At 62.4% G+C, this 17,285-nt stretch carries 17 protein-coding genes; 10 read left to right on the top strand and 7 right to left on the bottom strand.

Annotated features, from left to right (window positions below; all coding sequences use genetic code 11):
- Positions 1–25 precede the first annotated feature (25 nt).
- The gene (locus BDO18943_RS02670) at positions 26–2,323 is read left to right on the top strand and encodes an AsmA family protein (RefSeq protein ID WP_175021121.1); all 2,298 of its coding nucleotides are present in this window, start codon (positions 26–28) and stop codon (positions 2,321–2,323) included.
- Between the two features lie 156 nt (positions 2,324–2,479).
- Positions 2,480–4,072, top strand: a complete 1,593-nt coding sequence (locus BDO18943_RS02665; protein ID WP_175021120.1) for an ABC-F family ATPase — start codon at positions 2,480–2,482, stop codon at positions 4,070–4,072.
- Positions 4,073–4,365: 293 nt separating this feature from the next.
- Here BDO18943_RS02665 and BDO18943_RS02660 read toward each other — a convergent pair whose 3' ends face one another.
- From BDO18943_RS02660 to BDO18943_RS02650, 3 genes are all read right to left on the bottom strand, one after another.
- Positions 4,366–5,070 (bottom strand): HNH endonuclease, encoded by a 705-nt coding sequence (locus BDO18943_RS02660; protein ID WP_175021156.1) that lies wholly within the window; start codon positions 5,068–5,070, stop codon positions 4,366–4,368.
- Positions 5,071–5,096: 26 nt separating this feature from the next.
- Complete coding sequence (locus BDO18943_RS02655) at positions 5,097–6,293, bottom strand: AAA family ATPase (RefSeq protein WP_175021119.1); 1,197 nt, start codon at positions 6,291–6,293, stop codon at positions 5,097–5,099.
- A gap of 213 nt (positions 6,294–6,506) precedes the next feature.
- On the bottom strand, positions 6,507–7,214 hold the full coding sequence (locus BDO18943_RS02650) for a DUF4145 domain-containing protein (RefSeq protein WP_175021118.1): 708 nt from the start codon (positions 7,212–7,214) through the stop codon (positions 6,507–6,509).
- Between the two features lie 203 nt (positions 7,215–7,417).
- Here BDO18943_RS02650 and BDO18943_RS02645 point away from each other — a divergent pair, with 203 nt between their 5' ends.
- A complete protein-coding gene (locus BDO18943_RS02645; protein WP_175021117.1) occupies positions 7,418–8,011 on the top strand; it encodes a recombinase family protein in 594 nt (197 codons plus the stop codon).
- Here the strand turns inward: BDO18943_RS02645 and BDO18943_RS42490 are convergent.
- Positions 8,008–8,235, bottom strand: a complete 228-nt coding sequence (locus BDO18943_RS42490) for an HNH endonuclease (RefSeq protein WP_235995772.1) — start codon at positions 8,233–8,235, stop codon at positions 8,008–8,010. The two genes, BDO18943_RS02645 and BDO18943_RS42490, sit on opposite strands and share 4 nt — an antisense overlap.
- Positions 8,236–8,786: 551 nt before the next feature.
- On the opposite strand from BDO18943_RS42490, the gene BDO18943_RS02635 reads away from it, so the two are divergent.
- The 6 genes from BDO18943_RS02635 to BDO18943_RS02610 all read left to right on the top strand — a co-directional run bounded on the left by BDO18943_RS02635 (position 8,787) and on the right by BDO18943_RS02610 (position 14,206).
- The gene (locus BDO18943_RS02635) at positions 8,787–9,071 is read left to right on the top strand and encodes a hypothetical protein (RefSeq protein ID WP_175020962.1); all 285 of its coding nucleotides are present in this window, start codon (positions 8,787–8,789) and stop codon (positions 9,069–9,071) included.
- A gap of 241 nt (positions 9,072–9,312) precedes the next feature.
- The gene (locus BDO18943_RS02630; RefSeq protein ID WP_175021115.1) at positions 9,313–10,062 is read left to right on the top strand and encodes an FkbM family methyltransferase; all 750 of its coding nucleotides are present in this window, start codon (positions 9,313–9,315) and stop codon (positions 10,060–10,062) included.
- Entirely contained in the window at positions 10,063–11,055 is a 993-nt protein-coding gene (locus BDO18943_RS02625; RefSeq protein ID WP_175021114.1) for a phosphotransferase enzyme family protein, read from the top strand. It begins immediately after the preceding gene.
- 1 nt (position 11,056) lies between these two features.
- Positions 11,057–11,935: a 4Fe-4S cluster-binding domain-containing protein gene (locus tag BDO18943_RS02620; RefSeq protein WP_175021113.1), complete on the top strand. Its 879-nt coding sequence runs from the start codon at positions 11,057–11,059 to the stop codon at positions 11,933–11,935.
- Positions 11,932–12,993, top strand: coding sequence for an asparagine synthase-related protein (locus BDO18943_RS02615; RefSeq protein WP_175021112.1), 1,062 nt, complete (start codon positions 11,932–11,934; stop codon positions 12,991–12,993). Before BDO18943_RS02620 ends, BDO18943_RS02615 begins: the two co-directional genes overlap by 4 nt.
- A 7-nt stretch (positions 12,994–13,000) precedes the next feature.
- Positions 13,001–14,206, top strand: a complete 1,206-nt coding sequence (locus BDO18943_RS02610; protein ID WP_175021111.1) for a glycosyltransferase — start codon at positions 13,001–13,003, stop codon at positions 14,204–14,206.
- On the opposite strand, the gene BDO18943_RS02605 is transcribed toward BDO18943_RS02610, so the two are convergent.
- Positions 14,163–14,852 (bottom strand): cephalosporin hydroxylase family protein, encoded by a 690-nt coding sequence (locus tag BDO18943_RS02605; protein ID WP_175021110.1) that lies wholly within the window; start codon positions 14,850–14,852, stop codon positions 14,163–14,165. The two genes, BDO18943_RS02610 and BDO18943_RS02605, sit on opposite strands and share 44 nt — an antisense overlap.
- Positions 14,853–14,877: 25 nt before the next feature.
- Between BDO18943_RS02605 and BDO18943_RS02600 the strand changes: the two genes are divergently transcribed.
- Complete coding sequence (locus BDO18943_RS02600; protein WP_175021109.1) at positions 14,878–15,834, top strand: phosphotransferase; 957 nt, start codon at positions 14,878–14,880, stop codon at positions 15,832–15,834.
- A gap of 13 nt (positions 15,835–15,847) precedes the next feature.
- On the opposite strand, the gene BDO18943_RS02595 is transcribed toward BDO18943_RS02600, so the two are convergent.
- Both BDO18943_RS02595 and BDO18943_RS02590 read right to left on the bottom strand, forming a co-directional pair.
- Positions 15,848–16,426 (bottom strand): polysaccharide deacetylase family protein, encoded by a 579-nt coding sequence (locus BDO18943_RS02595; RefSeq protein ID WP_175021108.1) that lies wholly within the window; start codon positions 16,424–16,426, stop codon positions 15,848–15,850.
- An 85-nt stretch (positions 16,427–16,511) separates the two neighbouring features.
- Positions 16,512–17,033, bottom strand: coding sequence for a hypothetical protein (locus tag BDO18943_RS02590; RefSeq protein WP_374101793.1), 522 nt, complete (start codon positions 17,031–17,033; stop codon positions 16,512–16,514).
- Positions 17,034–17,285 lie beyond the last annotated feature (252 nt).

Here is a 17,285-nt window from a genome sequence, read left to right as displayed (position 1 = left end):
ATTTCAGAACAACAACGGAACCGCCATGACGCTAACCCGAGCCATCGGCAAATCGGCTGCATGGATCGTCGGTATCGTCGCGGTGCTCATCGCGGCGGCCGGCGTCTTTCTCTTCGCCTTCGACTGGAATCGCGCGAAGCCGTGGGTCAACGAACAGGTCACAGCCGCACTCGGCCGCCCGTTCGCGATCAACGGCGACCTCAAGGTCGGCTGGCGCCGCCCCGACGGCGAAACCGGCTGGCGCGCATGGGTGCCCTGGCCGAGCTTTTCGGCCACGGACCTCGAGATCGGCAACCCCGACTGGGCGAAGATGCCCAAGTTCGTCACGCTCGATGCCGCGCACTTCGATCTCGCGATCCTGCCGCTGCTCGCGCATGAAATCGTGATCCCGTCGATCGACGTCGTGAATCCGGCCGTCGACCTCGAGCGGCTCGCGGACGGCCGCAACACGTGGACCTTCCAGTTCAAGCAATCGTCGCAGCCGTCGCCGTGGAAGGTGCGGCTCGACAGCTTCGGCTTCGCGAAGGGCACCGTCACGTATCGCGACGCGATCACCAAGGCCGACCTGACCGTCGCGATCGATACGCTCGGGCAGCCGATTCCGCTCGGCGACGTGATGAAGGAACAGGAGCAGACGTCGCGCGCGGCATCGGCGCAGCGTGTCGGCAAGCACGGCGCCGCGCAGCTGAGCGCGAAGGCCAACGCGGAGGCTGCGTCGAGCGCTTCGGCCGCGCAGGCTGCGAGTGGCGCGTCGGCGGCGGGTGCGTCCGCCGCGTCCGCCGTGGCTTCGTCCGCGTCCGCGTCGTCCACCTCTTCGAAATCGGCCGCTGGCGCCGCGTCTGGCGCCAGCGGCGCGAGCAGCGTCGCGGCGCCCGCGAAGCCGTCCGGCCCGACCTATGCGTTCGGGCTGACGGTCGACGGCCGCTACAAGAACGTGCCGATCAGCGGTACCGGCAAGCTCGGCGGCGTGCTCGCAATCCAGGACGCGTCGCGGCCGTTCCCGCTGCAGGCCGACGTGAAGGCCGGCGACACACGGCTCGCGATCGTCGGCACGCTGACCGATCCGATGCATCTCGCGGCCATCGACCTGCGGCTGTGGCTGCAGGGCACGTCGATGTCGCATCTCTACCAGCTCAGCGGCATCACGCTGCCCGATACGCCGCCTTACGCGACCGAAGGGCGGCTGATCGGCAACTTCAAACGGAAGGCCAGCACGTTCCGCTACGAGAATTTCAACGGCCGCGTCGGCGGCAGCGATCTCGGCGGCACGCTTGCGTACGAGCAGCGTGAGCCGCGGCCGAAGCTGTCGGGCGAGCTCGTGTCGAACCTGCTGCAGTTCTCCGATCTCGCCCCGGTGATCGGCGCGGATACGGCCGCGAGCAAGGCCAAGCGCGGCGACACGACCAAACAGCCGTCGAGCCGCGTGCTGCCGGTCGAGACGTTCCGGACCGACCGCTGGCGCGCACTCGACGCGGACGTCAAGTTCACGGGCCGCAAGCTGGTCAAGAGTTCGGACCTGCCGATCACCAACCTGTACACGCACATCGTGATGACAGACGGCGTGCTGTCGCTCGAGCCGCTGCAGTTCGGCGTCGCGGGCGGCACGCTCGCGACGACCGCGCATCTCGACGGCAGCAGCACGCCGCTGAAAGGCCGCTTCACGGTGGCCGCGCGACACCTGAAGCTCAAGCAGCTGTTCCCCGCGCAGAAGGTCATGCAGTCGGCGCTCGGCGAGATCAACGGCGATGCGTCGCTGTCGGCGACCGGCAACTCGCCGGCCGCGCTGGCCGCGACGTCGAACGGTGAAGTGAAGGCGCTCGTGACGGACGGCCGCATCAGCCGTCTGCTGATGGAGGCGGCGGGGCTGAACGTCGCGAACGTCGTCTACGAGAAGCTGTTCGGCAACAACGATGTGAAGATCAACTGCGCGGCGGTCGACTTCGTCGCGACCAACGGGATCCTCGACCCGAAGGTGTTCGCGTTCGATACCGACGACGCGCTGATCAACGTCGACGGCCCGATCAGCCTGCGCGACGAAACGCTGAACCTGAAGATCCATCCGCACACGAAGGGCTTCCGGATCTTCTCGCTGCGCTCGCCGCTGTATGCAAAGGGTACGTTCAAGAACCCGGACGTCGGCGTCGATGCGGGCGCGCTCGCGCTGCGGGCCGGCGCGATGGTCGGGCTCGGGCTGATCAACCCGTTCGCCGCGCTGATCCCGCTGATCGCGCCGAGCAACAACAAGGACGTGCCGTGCTCGGAGCTGTTCGGGCAGATGAACGCGAAAGCGGCGCAGCGGGCGGCGGCGAAGGCCGGCAAGTAAGGGGGCAGTGCGGCGACTGGCGGGGCGCTCAGGCGTGGCCGGTCGCCCCGCACAGCGGGTGAATTGGCGGGGCCGGAACGGGTGCGGTCGGCAGTTTCTCCGACACCTGCTAAAATACACGGTTTTCCGTCGATTTCTCTCTTAACGGGACCTGCCGTGCTTTCTACTGCCAACATCACGATGCAATTCGGGCCGAAGCCCTTGTTCGAGAATATCTCGGTCAAATTCGGCGAGGGCAACCGCTATGGTCTGATCGGCGCGAATGGCTGCGGCAAGTCGACGTTCATGAAGATCCTCGGCGGCGACCTCGAGTCGAGCGGCGGCAACGTCGCGCTGGAGCCGAACGTGCGTCTCGGCAAGCTGCGCCAGGATCAGTTCGCGTACGAAGACGTGCGCGTGCTCGACGTCGTGATGATGGGCCACACCGAGATGTGGGCTGCCATGACCGAGCGTGACGCGATCTACGCGAACCCGGAAGCCACCGACGACGACTACATGCACGCCGCCGAGCTCGAAGGCAAGTTCGCCGAATACGGCGGCTACGACGCCGAGGCGCGCGCGGGCGCGCTGCTGCTCGGCATCGGCATCGAGGAGAAGTTCCACACCGGCACGATGGCCGACGTCGCGCCGGGCTGGAAGCTGCGCGTGCTGCTCGCACAGGCGCTGTTCTCGAAGCCGGACGTGCTGCTGCTCGACGAACCGACCAACAACCTCGACATCAACTCGATCCGTTGGCTCGAGCACACGCTCAACGAGTACAACTCGACGATGATCATCATCTCGCACGATCGTCACTTCCTGAACGCGGTGTGTACGCACATGGCCGACATGGACTTCGGCACGCTGAAAGTCTGGCCGGGCAACTACGACGACTACATGCTCGCATCGGCACAGGCGCGCGAACGTCAGGCCGCGGCGAACACGCGTGCGAAGGAGCGCGTGGCCGAACTGCAGGACTTCGTGCGCCGCTTCTCGGCGAACAAGTCGAAGGCCCGCCAGGCGACCAGCCGCGCGAAGCAGATCGACAAGATCAAGATCGAGGAATTCAAGCCGTCGTCGCGCCAGAACCCGTTCATCCGTTTCGAGTTCGAGAAGAAGCTGCACAACGTCGCGGTGGTGGCGGAAGACATCACGAAGAAGTACGAGCGCACGATCTTCCAGAACTTCAACCTGTCGGTGCAGCCGGGTGAGCGCATCGCGATCATCGGCGAGAACGGCGCGGGCAAGACGACGCTGCTGCGTTCGCTGCTCGGCGCGCTCGCGCTCGAGCACGGCACGGTGAAGTGGTCCGAGAACGCGAATGTCGGCTACATGCCGCAGGACACGTACGAGGAGTTCCCGAACGACATCACGCTGATGGACTGGATCGACCAGTACCGCAAGGACGGCGACGACGAAACGATGGTGCGCGGCACGCTGGGCCGCCTGCTGTTCTCGTCGGACGACATCAGGAAGTCGGTGAAGGTGCTGTCGGGCGGCGAGAAGGGTCGCATGATCTGGGGCAAGCTGATGCTCGGCCGCCACAACGTGCTGCTGATGGACGAGCCGACCAACCACATGGACATGGAATCAATCGAGTCGTTGCAGATCGCGCTCGAGCAGTTCGAAGGCACGCTGATTTTCGTGTCGCACGACCGTGAATTCGTCAGCGGGCTGGCGAACCGGATCATCGAAGTGCGTACGGATGGCACGCTGTTCGACTTTGGTGGCAATTACGAGGAATTCCTGACGAGTCAGGGGCAGGAGTAAAAACTACTGCTTTGTCCCAAGACCACCGTTCATGTGTCCCGGATTGTCCCACGGAATTGTCCCGTTGGGACAGTTGAAGGCTGGCGTGAAGATCTGTTCAAGGTTCTGAGTTGAGCGCGTAAAGTAGGGCAGCCGGAACGTCAAAGGCCCGCACCGGCAGTTAGTCAGTGCGGGCCTTCTTCTTTCTTAGTCTCGGGGCTCTAGCTTGGCGGCAATTCCTTATTCTCGGAACGCGGCCTTGTCAAGTAGGTCCGCTGCGGTGAGGGCTTCAGGAGCGGCAAAGATCACGGCATTTACAGCACAATTGTGCTGGAGAGGTCGTGCAGGATTTGCAATTCTTCATTCCAAACATCGCAGGCTTGTAAGATGGCTTTCAGGTCCCTGTATGAATCCGAGCTGTGAAGTACGGTGGCTGCCGTAGCAGCATAAGAGGCGCTGGGTTGACATTCAAGAAGGATACGTCGGACCTGGCCTAACAATTTATTTCGACGGCGAACGCTCGTGGCTTGCTGATACTCTTCCGCACGGTGCAGGGCGGAGTCAATGGATTCGGCAAGTTGGTTTCCAATTTCGAAGCGCTTGTTCACAAGTCGTTCTACGTCATTCAAATCAATAACGTCGATAGTGGTTTGACCTTTGGCATTTTTTTTAACTACTCTAAACCACTTTAGTGTCAGGTGATCGGCGGGATTGTCGTGGAAAGGGTTGACAATTGGTTCGCTTCTGACGTCGTGATCAGATTTTCTTCCGTTGCATCGTTTGCAGGACGGCAGTAGATTGTTCCAATCGACTACAAGGTCGGCATCCAAAGATTTTGCGATGAAATGCTCTACCTCCATGTATGTGGCTTCCGTCTGTAGTTCGCACTCACAGTACGCACATTTTCGGTGGCTTAGTGTAAGGAGGGCGTCTTTAAGTTCATCGAAGTTCCAAACGCTTTCCTCAGTTGCCTTATATCGAGCTGTTAGGGCAGCGGCCTCAGTCGGCTGTAGACACATAGGATGAAAGTGTCGATGTAGTTTAATCACTTTTTATTGTTTCCTTCTTCGATTTCTTCCACACTCGCAAGCTGCAAACTCAATATTTTTCTGAGATGGCTGGCCGGATGAAGGGCGCTTGTTAATTCGTCGTATATCCGCTTTGCCGCATGCGAGTCATCGTCATCTATGGCTTTTCCGAATGAGTCTAACATTCGGCGGAGAGTGGCGGTACGAAGGTCTTCCATTCCCATCACGTCTTCCAGCACCTCTTCGACGGTCCAGCCACGGAACCCGTATTTAGATGAAGGAATGGATTTCTGAACCACGGTACCCGAACCGTCACGCGTTAAAGCGATTACCTCGCTTGGTTCTGCCGCTTGGATTATATGTGGACTATGTGTAGTGCATACAAACTGTGCACATGGAAACATCGCTTTAAGGGCTTCTACTATCTTTGATTGCCATTCTGGATGCAGATGAAGTTCGAGTTCATCAATTAATACGATTCCATCAAATTCTTTTGCGGTGGTCTGTTCGCTCTGGAAGCGGAACTCAATTTCTCGAAGAATTCCAAGTAGAATTGAGAGGCTGGATTTGAATCCGGATGAAAGATATTCGTAATAAACATTGCCGTCTGGCGTGTCGAGTATTATGTCGTGGGTGGAAGCGTTTATGTGGCTGAATTTAAATTCTTTGTTTAATATGGAGAAGACGGATTTCGCGAGAGATAGATTTTCTCTTTGTGATTCTTTTAGGGAGTTGGGGTGTGGTTCGAATACTATGCGATTAACGAACCATCCTTTTGTTTCATTTGTTGAAATTCCATTTTGGACGGTATTCCAATATTCCGCTGTGTGGCGCGTTGGATCTCGGGTTATTGCGTTCAGGTTTTGATAGGTGAAGGTCCGGTGGGTTTTTAGAACAATTAAATTGTTTGAGTGTTCTCGCGCGCCTCCGTTTATTCCTTGATTGTCTTCAGGAATGTGCGCGGAGAAGTGGGATGAAAATTGACTAGTTGTACCGTCGAGATTTATGGAGGCATTAATTATACTTTTGCTGCAATTGTATCTGGTTTGTAGGCGAGCGTTCGGGGCGTACGAAAATAATTGACCGATGCTATCCAGAACGGTACTTTTCCCAATGCCATTCGGTCCGCAGATTAAATTCATGTGTGAATTTAGGCTGAGTTCAAGATTTCCTATTGCGCCTACGTTCTTGATGCTAATGTGTTCGATGTGCATTTAATCTCCACGAATCTATGATGGGTTTCGCCCCTCTGTCTGGAACGATACACACGTGTGGCAGAAAAAGTTGGTGGAAAATTTCTAAGAGGGCATTTGATAAAGCCCCGCTGCGAAATTCTCCCCCCGGTATCCCCTCTGTTCCCACGCGCAGCCGCTCTGGCGCGCATCAGGTAACCCGCGCGATACCCTGATGTGGGGGCGCGCATCTCATTAGGCTGGGGCCTCTTCGTCGTCGCTGTCAATATCGGGTATCGTCTCTTCAGGGATGCGCCCCTTCTCCTTGAGCACGGACAAGACTGTCTCCCGATCATCGTATAGGTCATGCAGCAGCCGAGCCGCGTATTCTCTGGCAGTGTTCACTTCATTTTGGGAGACCACGCGCCAAGGCTCATGTAGGACATAGTTCCCCAGGGTTCGAATTTCTTCATGCGCGCGCTTCTTCCGCGCAGCGGTAATCACGCCGTCAGCCGCAGCTAGGTCTATTTGCTGGTCCAGCGGGGTGCCTTTCTTGATCTTGTAGCCACTGGCGCGAAGGGCTTTATCTAGGACCGAGCGAAACATAGCGGCTGCGGCGCGGTAGCACCCAGCGTTCGCGCAGGATTCACCCTCACGAAACTCCCGCGCAATCCCCTCAGGGACATCTTTGGGTAGGGGCTGCTGCATTTCGTCGGCTTCGGGATAAAAATCCAACAACTCCATAGCGGGTTCGTTCTGATGAGACAGGAAGGTGGCCAATGCGCCTGAGCCGCAGTTGGAGCATCTAACCAGCCGGTACACCTGAGAGCTGTAGTCATCGACAGGGCGGTAAATTTGCCCGTACTCGCCCATGCGGTTATCACCCGTCAAATACGATGACAGCGCCCCACCACACGCGGGGCAATTTGCGATTAGCTGCCCATTCTCTTTTATCGTTGCCATGTCCTAACCGGGGTCTGTTGGTCTCGCTGTCATTGTGCAAGAGGGGCCACCAAGAACGCCATATGTCACTTTTGGGTACCCCCAGGTTGACTGTCAGATGGTCAATTACGGTCCGTCAGAATAGGGTGGTTTTCTTTATTTATTGACATATCCCAGTCAGGGTCATGGACTCCAGCCTGACACATTGGCCACGGGGAAGAGTCATGAGCAAGGGCAAGTACATCGGTTATATCCGCGTCAGTACGGTAGACCAGAGCACGGAGCGCCAGCTTGAGGGCGTGGACCTGGACAAGGTATTCACGGACAAGGCGAGCGGGAAGGATACCGAGCGCCCCCAGCTCCAAGCTGTACTGGACTGCTTGCGCGATGGCGATACTCTGATGGTGCACAGCATGGACCGCCTAGCGCGCAACACTGAGGATTTGCTGAGGATGGTTCGTGAGCTCACCGAGCGGGGCGTTACGGTCCAGTTCGTGAAGGACGCTATGACCTTCTCAGCGGACAAGCGGAACCCTCAGCAGGAACTCATGATGACCATGCTGGCCGCGTTTGCTCAGTTCGAGCGGTCATTGATCCGCGAGCGTCAGCGCGAGGGTATCGCCGTTGCCAAGGCTAACAGGGTGTACAAGGGCCGTAAGCCATCGCTCAGCCCTGAGCAGGTCTCTGCGCTGCGCCAGCGGGCAGCGAGCGGGGAAACTAAGGCTGCCATCGCGCGGGACCTGGGGATTAGCCGTGAGACGCTTTATCAATACCTCAGACAGGAGGCGGCCGATACAGTCGGCCAGGCCACAACCTAACCGTAATGCCGCTTTCGGTGGCAGTTGGGACAGAGAGCGATGGCATTTGAAACAGTGTCATCCCCGCCTTCCGCCAGCGGCACAACGTGATGGACTTCAAGATAGGGACGCCCAGTCGCTTTCCTCTCGAACGGGGCCGGATTCCCGCACCCTTGGCAAATACCACGCGCGAGGTGCAACGCCTCGGCAATCACATCAGGATTCCGCTCGAATACCCGCGTCATAACGTAGCGTACCTTAGCCCTTTTGCTGGCTTTCTTTAGGCGCTCTCTTCGTGCCGCCTCGGTGTCCCGCAGAGACTTTTCCGTATCGGACAGCAAATGTTGCTGTCTCTCCAGTACCTCATCCAGCGGGTACACTGGGGCCTGTGGCTTGCAGCGCTTGCAGAGGTGCGTGTAGCCGGCCACTCCACTCACATGGTCTCGCGCCCATTCTGCAATTTGCTTGGGGTCGCGAGAACAGACCTTCGAATATAGTCCGCCCGTGAATGGAGCGGGCCCGTCACTAGATGAGGCTCGATTGATGTCCGTGCAAGTGGCCCGGTGGAGCATCAATCTTTTCTTTTCGGGTGGAGTTCGGACGTTCAGGACGAAGCCGCTAGGATTGCTTGCAAGCCAACCAAGATAGTTTGCTTCATCTTCGCGGAAGTGGATTACGGAGCCTGCATCGTGAGCCGGTTCAGATGCTGTATTCATGTAATTCGGATTCGATGGAATAGGAACGAAGCATACCTGTCTCGTGCCACACAAGGGCATGGACTTTCGAATTGGTGCACATGAAAGATGACAGCCGTTGGTTGGTCTCCAGTTGCCCGCTCATGGTCGTGGACAGGCTGGCTGGCCCTTTTCGGCTAATTTTGACGAGCCATTTTGTCCCGCGTAGGGCGATTGCAGCCATTCATGCTCTTCAAGTGATTGATTTTGACCCTGAACGAGGTTTCTGTGACCGTGAATTCGTGAGCGGGCTGGCGAACCGGATCATCGAAGTGCGTACGGACGGCACGTTGTTCGACTTTGGTGGCAATTACGAGGAATTCCTGACGAGTCAGGGGCAGGAGTAATTGTCCTGACGCTTCCGCTCATGCGTCACGGCCAGGCAGTAGGACGAAGCCGGGCCGCATAGAACGAAGCTGCCAGAAACGCATTGGGCCCGCATCGACAACATGGTCGATGCGGGCTTTTTCATTGCCGCACCGGTGAGACCCGGCGGCGTTGTGAATTCCCGTTTCCTTCCGTCAATCGACTTCGGGTAAATTACGCTCCGAATACCACCCTTAATTCCGACCCGGAGCCGCCCCCTCGATGCAGGACCATCCTTTCCCGCTCGACCTGTCCGGCCTTGCGCCAAGCCTGTACGCGCAAGGCACCGAGGAAGGCATCCTGTCGCGCCTGATGGAGCGGATCGCGCCGACCAACCGCTTCTGCGTCGATATCGGCGCAAGCGACGGCCTGCGCAACAGCAACACGGCGCGGTTGCTGCGCGAGCAGGATTGGTCCGGCGTGCTGGTGGAAGGCAGTGCGTACCGCTTCGGCAAGCTGGCCGCCCACTACGCGGGCGCGGATCGCGTTTGCTTGCACCACGACCGCGTTCAGCCCGACACGATCGACACGTTGCTCGCCGACGCGAACACGCCAACTGACTTCGACCTGTTGTCGATCGACATCGACGGCAACGACTACTGGGTCTGGCGCGGCCTGCAAGCATTCCAGCCGCGCATCGTCGTAATCGAATACAACCCGTACTACACGCCGCCCGAGCGTTGGGTCATGTGCTTCAACCCGGACCACGAATGGGACGGCTCGACCTATTACGGCGCGAGTCTCGAATCGCTCGTGTATCTCGGCAGGCAGAAGGGCTATGAACTCGTCTGCTGCGACGACATGGGCAACAACGCGTTCTTCGTGCGGCAGGACCTGTATCCGCTGCTCGGCATCGCAAACAACGCGCCTTCGGTGCTGTTTCGCCCGGCGATGTACAAGGTGCGCTACGTCGGTCACAACACGTTCCTGAGCGGCCATCCGTATCGATACGGGCCGGCCGAGCATATCTGAATGGACTCGCTCGCCGCGACCTTCGACGAGATCCGCGACGCCTATGCGCTGGGCCGAAGCGGGCCGCCGCGCCAGGTCGGCGAACGCGTATGGCATCTGCCGACCGATGACGGTGGCGTAGCGATCAAGCTCTACGCGTCCGAACATCATGCGCGTGCGGCCAAGGAAGCGGCCATGCTCGCGCACTTCGAGACGCACGGCGATACACGTTTCCACGTGCAGGCGTTGAAACGCACGGTGGCCGGCACGCTGATGTGGACGGGGTCAAACGCCCACGCGATGCTGACCCGCTGGGAAACCGGGCAGTTCAGGACCTACGACACGTTTTCGCCGGCCGAATGGGATGCGCTCGGCGCGAGTCTGGGCGCGTTGCACACGAGCCTCGAACAGCTTCATCTGCCGGAGCTCGACACGATCCGCGCACGGCTGACCGCGATCGACGCAGATGCGGTGCGCCGCAGCTTGCTCGACGCGCTGGATCGCTCACGTTCGGGCGACGCCTCAGAGAACCTGCGCCGCTACGTCGATCTCGCGCTGCGCCTGCTCGACCGCTACTATCCGGGCAGCATCGACGCGTTTCCCGCCGACGATCCGCAGCACCCGATCCACAACGACTACAACCAGTTCAACTATCTGTTCACCGGCACGCTGCCGCCGCTCATTCTTGACTGGGAAGCGTCGATCGGCGCGCCGCGAGAATACGAACTGGTGCGTTGCCTGAACCATCTGCCGCTGGAGGCGCCGCACCTGGCGGAAGCGTTCGTGCTCGCATATCGGCGGGCCCGGCCGGTCGATCCCGCGCGCATTGCATGGGCGGTCGACGCCGCATGTCTGCAGCACGCACTCAAGCTCTGGATCGTGCAAGGCTGGCTCGACGATCCGTCGCGCTTTGCATCGCATCTGAGCGGCGCGGTGACGATGGCGTCCGCGATGGTGGATGCGCGCGACCGTCTCGTCGATTTCTTTTCCCGATGCATGGAAGCAGGACGCTGAAGTGAATGCGAATCTGAACCGGATGTCGAATCCGACGCCGCCGACCGAGCGGCAGCATGTGTTTCCGCCGCCGCTGGATCGCGACTACCGCGTCGAGGACGGGCGCGTGCTGACGCGCTCGCTGGAAGCGCATATCGTCGATCACTGCAACCTGACCTGCGCGGAATGTTGCTCGCTGTCGCCGCTGCTGCCCGAGTGGTACGCGAACCCCGCATCGCTCGAGGCCGATCTGCGCCGCGCCGCGAAGGTGCTGCGCCCGCGCATGTTCAAGCTGGTCGGCGGCGAGCCGCTGCTGCATCCGGCGCTCGTCGAACTCGTCGAGCGCGTGCGCGCCACGGGTATCGCGCCCGTGATCTCCGTCACGACGAACGGCCTGAAACTGGGTGAGATGACGGATGCGTTCTGGCAGGCGGTGGATGCGCTGACGATCTCGCGCTATCCGAAGCCGTCGCTGTCGCCCGAGCTGGTCGCGCACATCGAGCATCAGGCCGCGCGCTTCGACGTGCGCCTGAACTGGAAGGTGCAGGATGTGTTCACGACGATGAACCGCGCGCAACCCGGCACCGATCGCGACGAAGCACGGCGCCTCTATCAGGATTGCTGGATCCGCGAGCGCTGCCATATGATTCGCGACGGCATGTTCTACACGTGCACGCGTCCGGCGCATTTCCATACGCTCTACAAGGGCGAGAAGGATTTCCAATCCGATGGCCTGCCGCTGCGCGACGACGCGGACATGCTCGACGCGATGCTCGCCTATCTGCACCGCGACGCGCCGCTCGAAGCGTGCCTGCATTGCCAGGGCGGCAGCGCGCCGGTGGCGCCGCATCGCGTCCTCAAACGCATTGAAGTGGACTCCTTGAAGGCACGTTATCCATGATCGTCGGCACGCGCGACCTCTTCGGCTTCGACCGGCTTCACTATCATCCGCGCAGCGGTACGACGGCGTCCGGCATCCGGGCCGTCCTGCGTGCAGCCGGGCAACCGGCCGGCGAGCCGGACGCGGCGGCCATTGCTGGCTATCTGAGCGGCGAGCGTCTGATCGGCCGCACCGTGCTGCGCGACGTGCGCGCGGTGCCGCCCGGCCATGCGCTGATCCGTTCGCCGCAAGGGCTGACCGTGCAGCCGGCCCCCGAGCAGCCGCAGCACGCGGATCTGGAAACCGTGCTGCGCGCGTCGCTGCAGCGCGCGCTCGACAGCGGCAAGCGCGTTGCGCTGGCGCTGAGCGGCGGGCTCGATTCGGCGCTGCTGCTTGCGTTGCTGCGCGAACTCGGCGCGCAGCGGCACGTGACGTCCTACATCCTCGTGACCGACATGCCGGACTATTGCGAGCGCGACGCCGCACTCGAGCTGGCCGGGCAGATGCAGGCGAACGTGAAGATCGTGCGCGCGAACGAGGCCGATTTCGTCGCGGCGCTGCCGAGAACGACGCATGCGGTCGAGGAGCCGATGTTCAACCTGCATCCGGTCGCAAAGCTGCTGCTCGCCGACGCGATGGCCGCGGACGGCGTCGAGGTGGCCATCACCGGCGACGGCGCGGACCAGGTGCTGCGCCGCGACCAGTCGGCCAACTATCTGCCGCTGTGCCATGCGTTGTTCGATGCGGCGTCGGTCGAGCTGCATCCGCCGTTCGTCGACGATGCCGTCGTCGCGCATCTGACGAGCATCGCGCCCGATCCGGACAAGCAATGCCTGCGCGACCTCGGTGCGCGCCTGAACCTGCCGGACCGGCTCGTGCACGGCCCCAAGCGCGGACGGCTCGCCCCGGCAATGGACCTCGCGGCGCTGCTCGATCGCGACCGCACGCACGCGCTGGCCGACACGCTCGGTCTGGCCGCCCCCACGCTGCAGACGGACAACGAACGCGTGCTGTGGACGACGCTGTCGCTGATCCTCGATCATTTCGACGCCCTCGATGCCGCGCATCGCCCAACCTGAGCCGCTCATGAAACGCATCCTGTTCTGCGTGGTGCCCGAGAAAGGGCACGTCAATCCGTGTATCGGCCCGGCCCAGCATCTGCGCGATGCCGGCTGCGACGTCGCGTTCTATGCGCCGGCCGACATCAGCGCACAGCTCGATGGCGCTGGCGGTTTCACATTTGTAGGGCCGCGCGAGACGCCCGAGCGCCACGACCTGTCGCGCGGCGCGAGCTTCGCTGCGAACATTCGCGACGCGGACTGGCTGCGGCACTGGATTCGCACGCTGCTGATCGATCTCGCGCCCGCGCAGGTGGACGGCATCCGCGCGGTGCTACGCGACTGGCAGCCCGACGTGGTCGTGATCGATCCGCTGCTCTATGCGGCAGCGATCGCGGCGGAACTGGAAGGGCTGCCGTGGGTTTCGATGTCGAATTCGCTGAATCCGGTGCTGCCGGACGATCTCGATTCGGAACTGCTGCGTACGGTGAGATGGCTCGCGCCGGAACGCACGCGCCTGTTCGCGCGCTACGGGCTCGATGCGCGTTTTCGCGGTTGCGACATTCTCTCTCCGCACCTGACGCTCGCGTTCACGACCGATGCGTTGGTCGGCGCACCGCCGCACGGTGTCGAGCTGGTCGGTCCGGCACTGCCGTCCGGCCCGCGCGGCGACGAGACGCCGTTTCCGTGGGAGCGCCTCGATGCCGATCGTCCGCTCGTCTACATGTCGCTCGGCAGCCAGCTTTACTACCATCCCGACGTGTTTGCGAAGGTCATCGAGGCGGTGCGCGCGACGTCGGCGCAACTGGTGTTGTCGGTGGGCGAACTGGTCGATTCGGATCTGCTGCCGGCCGACGACGAACGCGTGGTCGCGGTGCGCTACGTGCCGCAACTGGCGCTGTTGCAGCGCACGCACGCGTTCGTCAGCCACGGCGGCGCGAATTCGGTGATGGAGTCGCTTGCATGCGGTGTGCCGATGCTGCTGTCGCCGTTCTGCAATGACCAGTTCCATTCGGCGCACTTCGTGGAGCGGGCCGGCGCGGGGTGCGTGCTGGATCTGCAGCAGGCCGGCGTGGCGGACATCGCCGATGCGCTCGAACGCCTGTTGCGGCCCGGGGCGTTGCGCGAGCAGGCGGCGCGGATCCGCGCGAGCTATGCGCGCGACGGTTCGGCCGAGGCAGCGCGCCTGATCAGCGCACTCGCTTCAGGAAACCGCCTGGCGACAGCGTCATGAGTACGCGGTCCTCGATGTCGTAGTCGACCTCGAACCGGTCGTCGCGGGCGAGGAATTCATGCGCGGCGGTGGCCGGGTTGTTGCCTTTCCCGTACGGCTTGCCGTCGAACATCGACGCGGGCAGGTATTCCATGATGGTATCCATCACGATCGCGTAGCTGCCGGGCGTCACGAGTGGCGCATAGCATTCGAGTTCGCGCAGCACGTGCGCGTGGGTATGCGTGAGATCGAGGATCGCCATCACGCGTGCATTGTCACCGATCTGTGCGCGCACCGACGCAAGCGTGTCGGCCGCGCACGATTCGCCTTCGATCAGCGTCATGCGGTGGGCGAGCCGGTGCGATTGCAGGCGCTGCCTGACCTCGTCGCGCAGGCGCGGCTCGATCGCGACGACGCGGCCGTTGTCGCCCACCAGTTCCAGCATCGACGCGGAGAATACGACGCCGCCGCCCGCCGCGATGCCGGTCTGCACGATGCAGTCGGGACGCACACGCCAGATCAGTTCCTGGAGCGCGAGCATGTCGCCGGGCAGGTGGAAGAAGCGCTCGCCGAGCCAGCGCGTCTGGAACAGATGGTCGAATTCGGCAGCGCGCGTCAGCCATTCGATGTTGATGTCCCGCATGCGGGCCGAAGGACGCTCTGACATGGTCAATGCAACGAGTAGGAGTGACGTGAAAACGCTGGAACCGTGGCTTCACCGGTACTGGAATCTCGGGCCGGCGCGCCTGCAGGCGCTGGCGTCGGGCCATACTAACAAAACGTATCTCGTCGAGTGCGATTCGGCGCGCGCGGTGCTGCGCGTGTCGTGGTCCGGCAAGCCGGTCGAGCAGGTGCATCGCGAGGCGGCGATACTTGGCCATCTGCGCACGACGCCGATGCTGCCCGCGCTGCCATGCCTGCGGCCGACCGTGGATGCACAGTCCGGTGTGCGGCTTCCCGATGGAAGCTGGCTGCATCTGTTCGAGCATATCGACGGCATTCCGGGCCTGCCCGACGAGGGGGACGCGGGCGCGATCGATGCGATGCGTGCGCTCGCGCAGCTGCATGCCGCGCTGGCGGCGATACCCGCGACCGAATCGGCGCCGCTGGCGTGGCTGTCGGCGCGCCACGCACGCGTGGCGGCACGTGCCGCGCCGTCGTTGCCGGGAGACCTGAACGGCCACTACGAGACGATGATCCGGCTGATCGGTGCACATCTCGACACGGCAGCGCGCTGGCTGACGGGGGCGGTGCACTGGCTGCATGGCGATTATCACGCGGGCAACCTGCTGTACGTGGGACACGCGGTGAGCGGCGTGCTCGATTTCGACGATGTCGGGCAGGGCGCGCAATGGCTCGAGGTGGCCTTTGCGCTGTTCGCGCTGTCGCGCGATGCGGGCAGGGACGATCGCTTCGTATTCGACGCGCAGCGCTGGGACGCCGGCCTGCAAGCCTATGCAGCGACGCGGCCCGATCCCGCGCCGGACTGGATGCATGACCGCCGCGATGCGCTGATGGCGCTGTTCTGTGCAGACCAGACGCTGATCCACCTCGAAGCCGCGCAGCGCGGTCTGTGGACGCCGGGGCCCGGCATCGGCTTTCTCGGCGGCTGGCGGCAGTTGCTGGATGGCGCGGCTCCCGGACGCTAGCCGCGCTGCCGATTCAGCGCTGCCGATTCAGGAACAGGCGCACCGCTTCGACCGTGTTGGGCCGCGCGTCGCCGTGCCGCGATCCGTCGTGCATGCAGAACAGCACGTCGCGCTGTCGTGCCGTGCTGGCATCGATATGCGAGCACATCGCGTCGAACAGCGCTTGCGGCGACGGCGCCGGCCGCTGCCAGTCGTCCAGTATCGCGGTCCAGCCCGTGTGTTCGCGCTGCAGCCGCGCCAGTACGCCGGCGCGATTGTCGTGCGGGATCAGTCCATAAGGCAGGCGCAGCGGGATCGTGTCCGGCACAGGAACGCCGGCCCGGCGATAGGCGTCGCGGATCAGCGCGTCGGTCGTCTCGATCTCGTCGATCAGCGCGTCGTCTGCCAGCGCACCGGGCTTCGCGTGCGAACGGGTGTGATTGCCGAGCCGATGGCCTTCGCTCGCCATCCTTGCGGCGACGTCGAGCGCTCCGCCTGTCAGGTGCTTGCCGAGCAGGAAGAAGGTCGCCTTGCACGACGCGTTGCGCAGGACATCGAGCAAGGCAGGCGTTGACGGGCCGGGGCCGTCGTCGAAACTGAGGTGAATGGACATCGCGAGCGGGTGTGCCGTTCAAGGTGTACCGGAAGAACGATAGCGCAAGTCGCGGCGAGCGGCGGCCGGCGCGTTCATCGGTCGACTACTGGATCGGCTCGATGGCCAGCGGACAGGTGCCGACCCGGCGCAACCGTGTGCCGGTCCACTCATAGAAGAGCCGGGCCGCTTTCTTGCTGTCGTAGTCGCAGTCGTCGTTGAAGCAACCCGCGATGATCAGCAGCCTGCTGTCGGCTCGGAAATCGACGCGTTCCTCGTTGTTGCCCATCACGCCCGCGACGGCCTGCACGCCGGGCATCGTGTAGGTCGCGCCCGTGTACTTGTCGACGATCGCGAAATTCCGGCAATCGGTTCCGCAACCCCAGATCGCGACGCGGTAGTGGCCGGCGAAATTCGCCGGTTGCGTGAACTCGTCGCGAATCACGGTGCGGTAGAGTCGGGCTTCCTTGCTGGTCAATCGCGGCGCGTGGGCCGTGGTACGCGGCGCGGGCGCCGTGCGCACCGGATAGCGTTCGAACGACGGTGCCGGGCAGTTGGGGGCCGCCGCCGCGGTGACGGGCACCGGCTGGGCAGCCGCTGCCGCAGCCGAGCTGGCAAGCATGGCCATGGCGCTGGCCGTCAGCAGAAGTCGGTATGCGCGCATCACGCGATCGTCCTTGCAGGGTAGAGGAACAGGTCGCCCCGCGCATGGCGGCCGTGCATTCGTTTGCCGAGGTCGCGGTGGGTCGGGACCCGATGGCCCCGCCGCGCGATTCTATGATGCTTTGCCCGCGCCGGCACGCGTTGTTACCGGCGTCCGATGCGGCCGCGCGAAGGGCATGGCGGCCTGATGACCGCAAGCCGGACCGGTCGTCAGCGC

Origin of the sequence: Burkholderia aenigmatica (assembly GCF_902499175.1) — a bacterium.
In the GTDB taxonomy this organism is placed as follows: Bacteria; Pseudomonadota; Gammaproteobacteria; order Burkholderiales; family Burkholderiaceae; genus Burkholderia; species Burkholderia aenigmatica.
The sequence above is the reverse complement of the archived record's forward strand: the minus strand, read 5'-3'. Positions and strand labels throughout refer to the sequence as shown.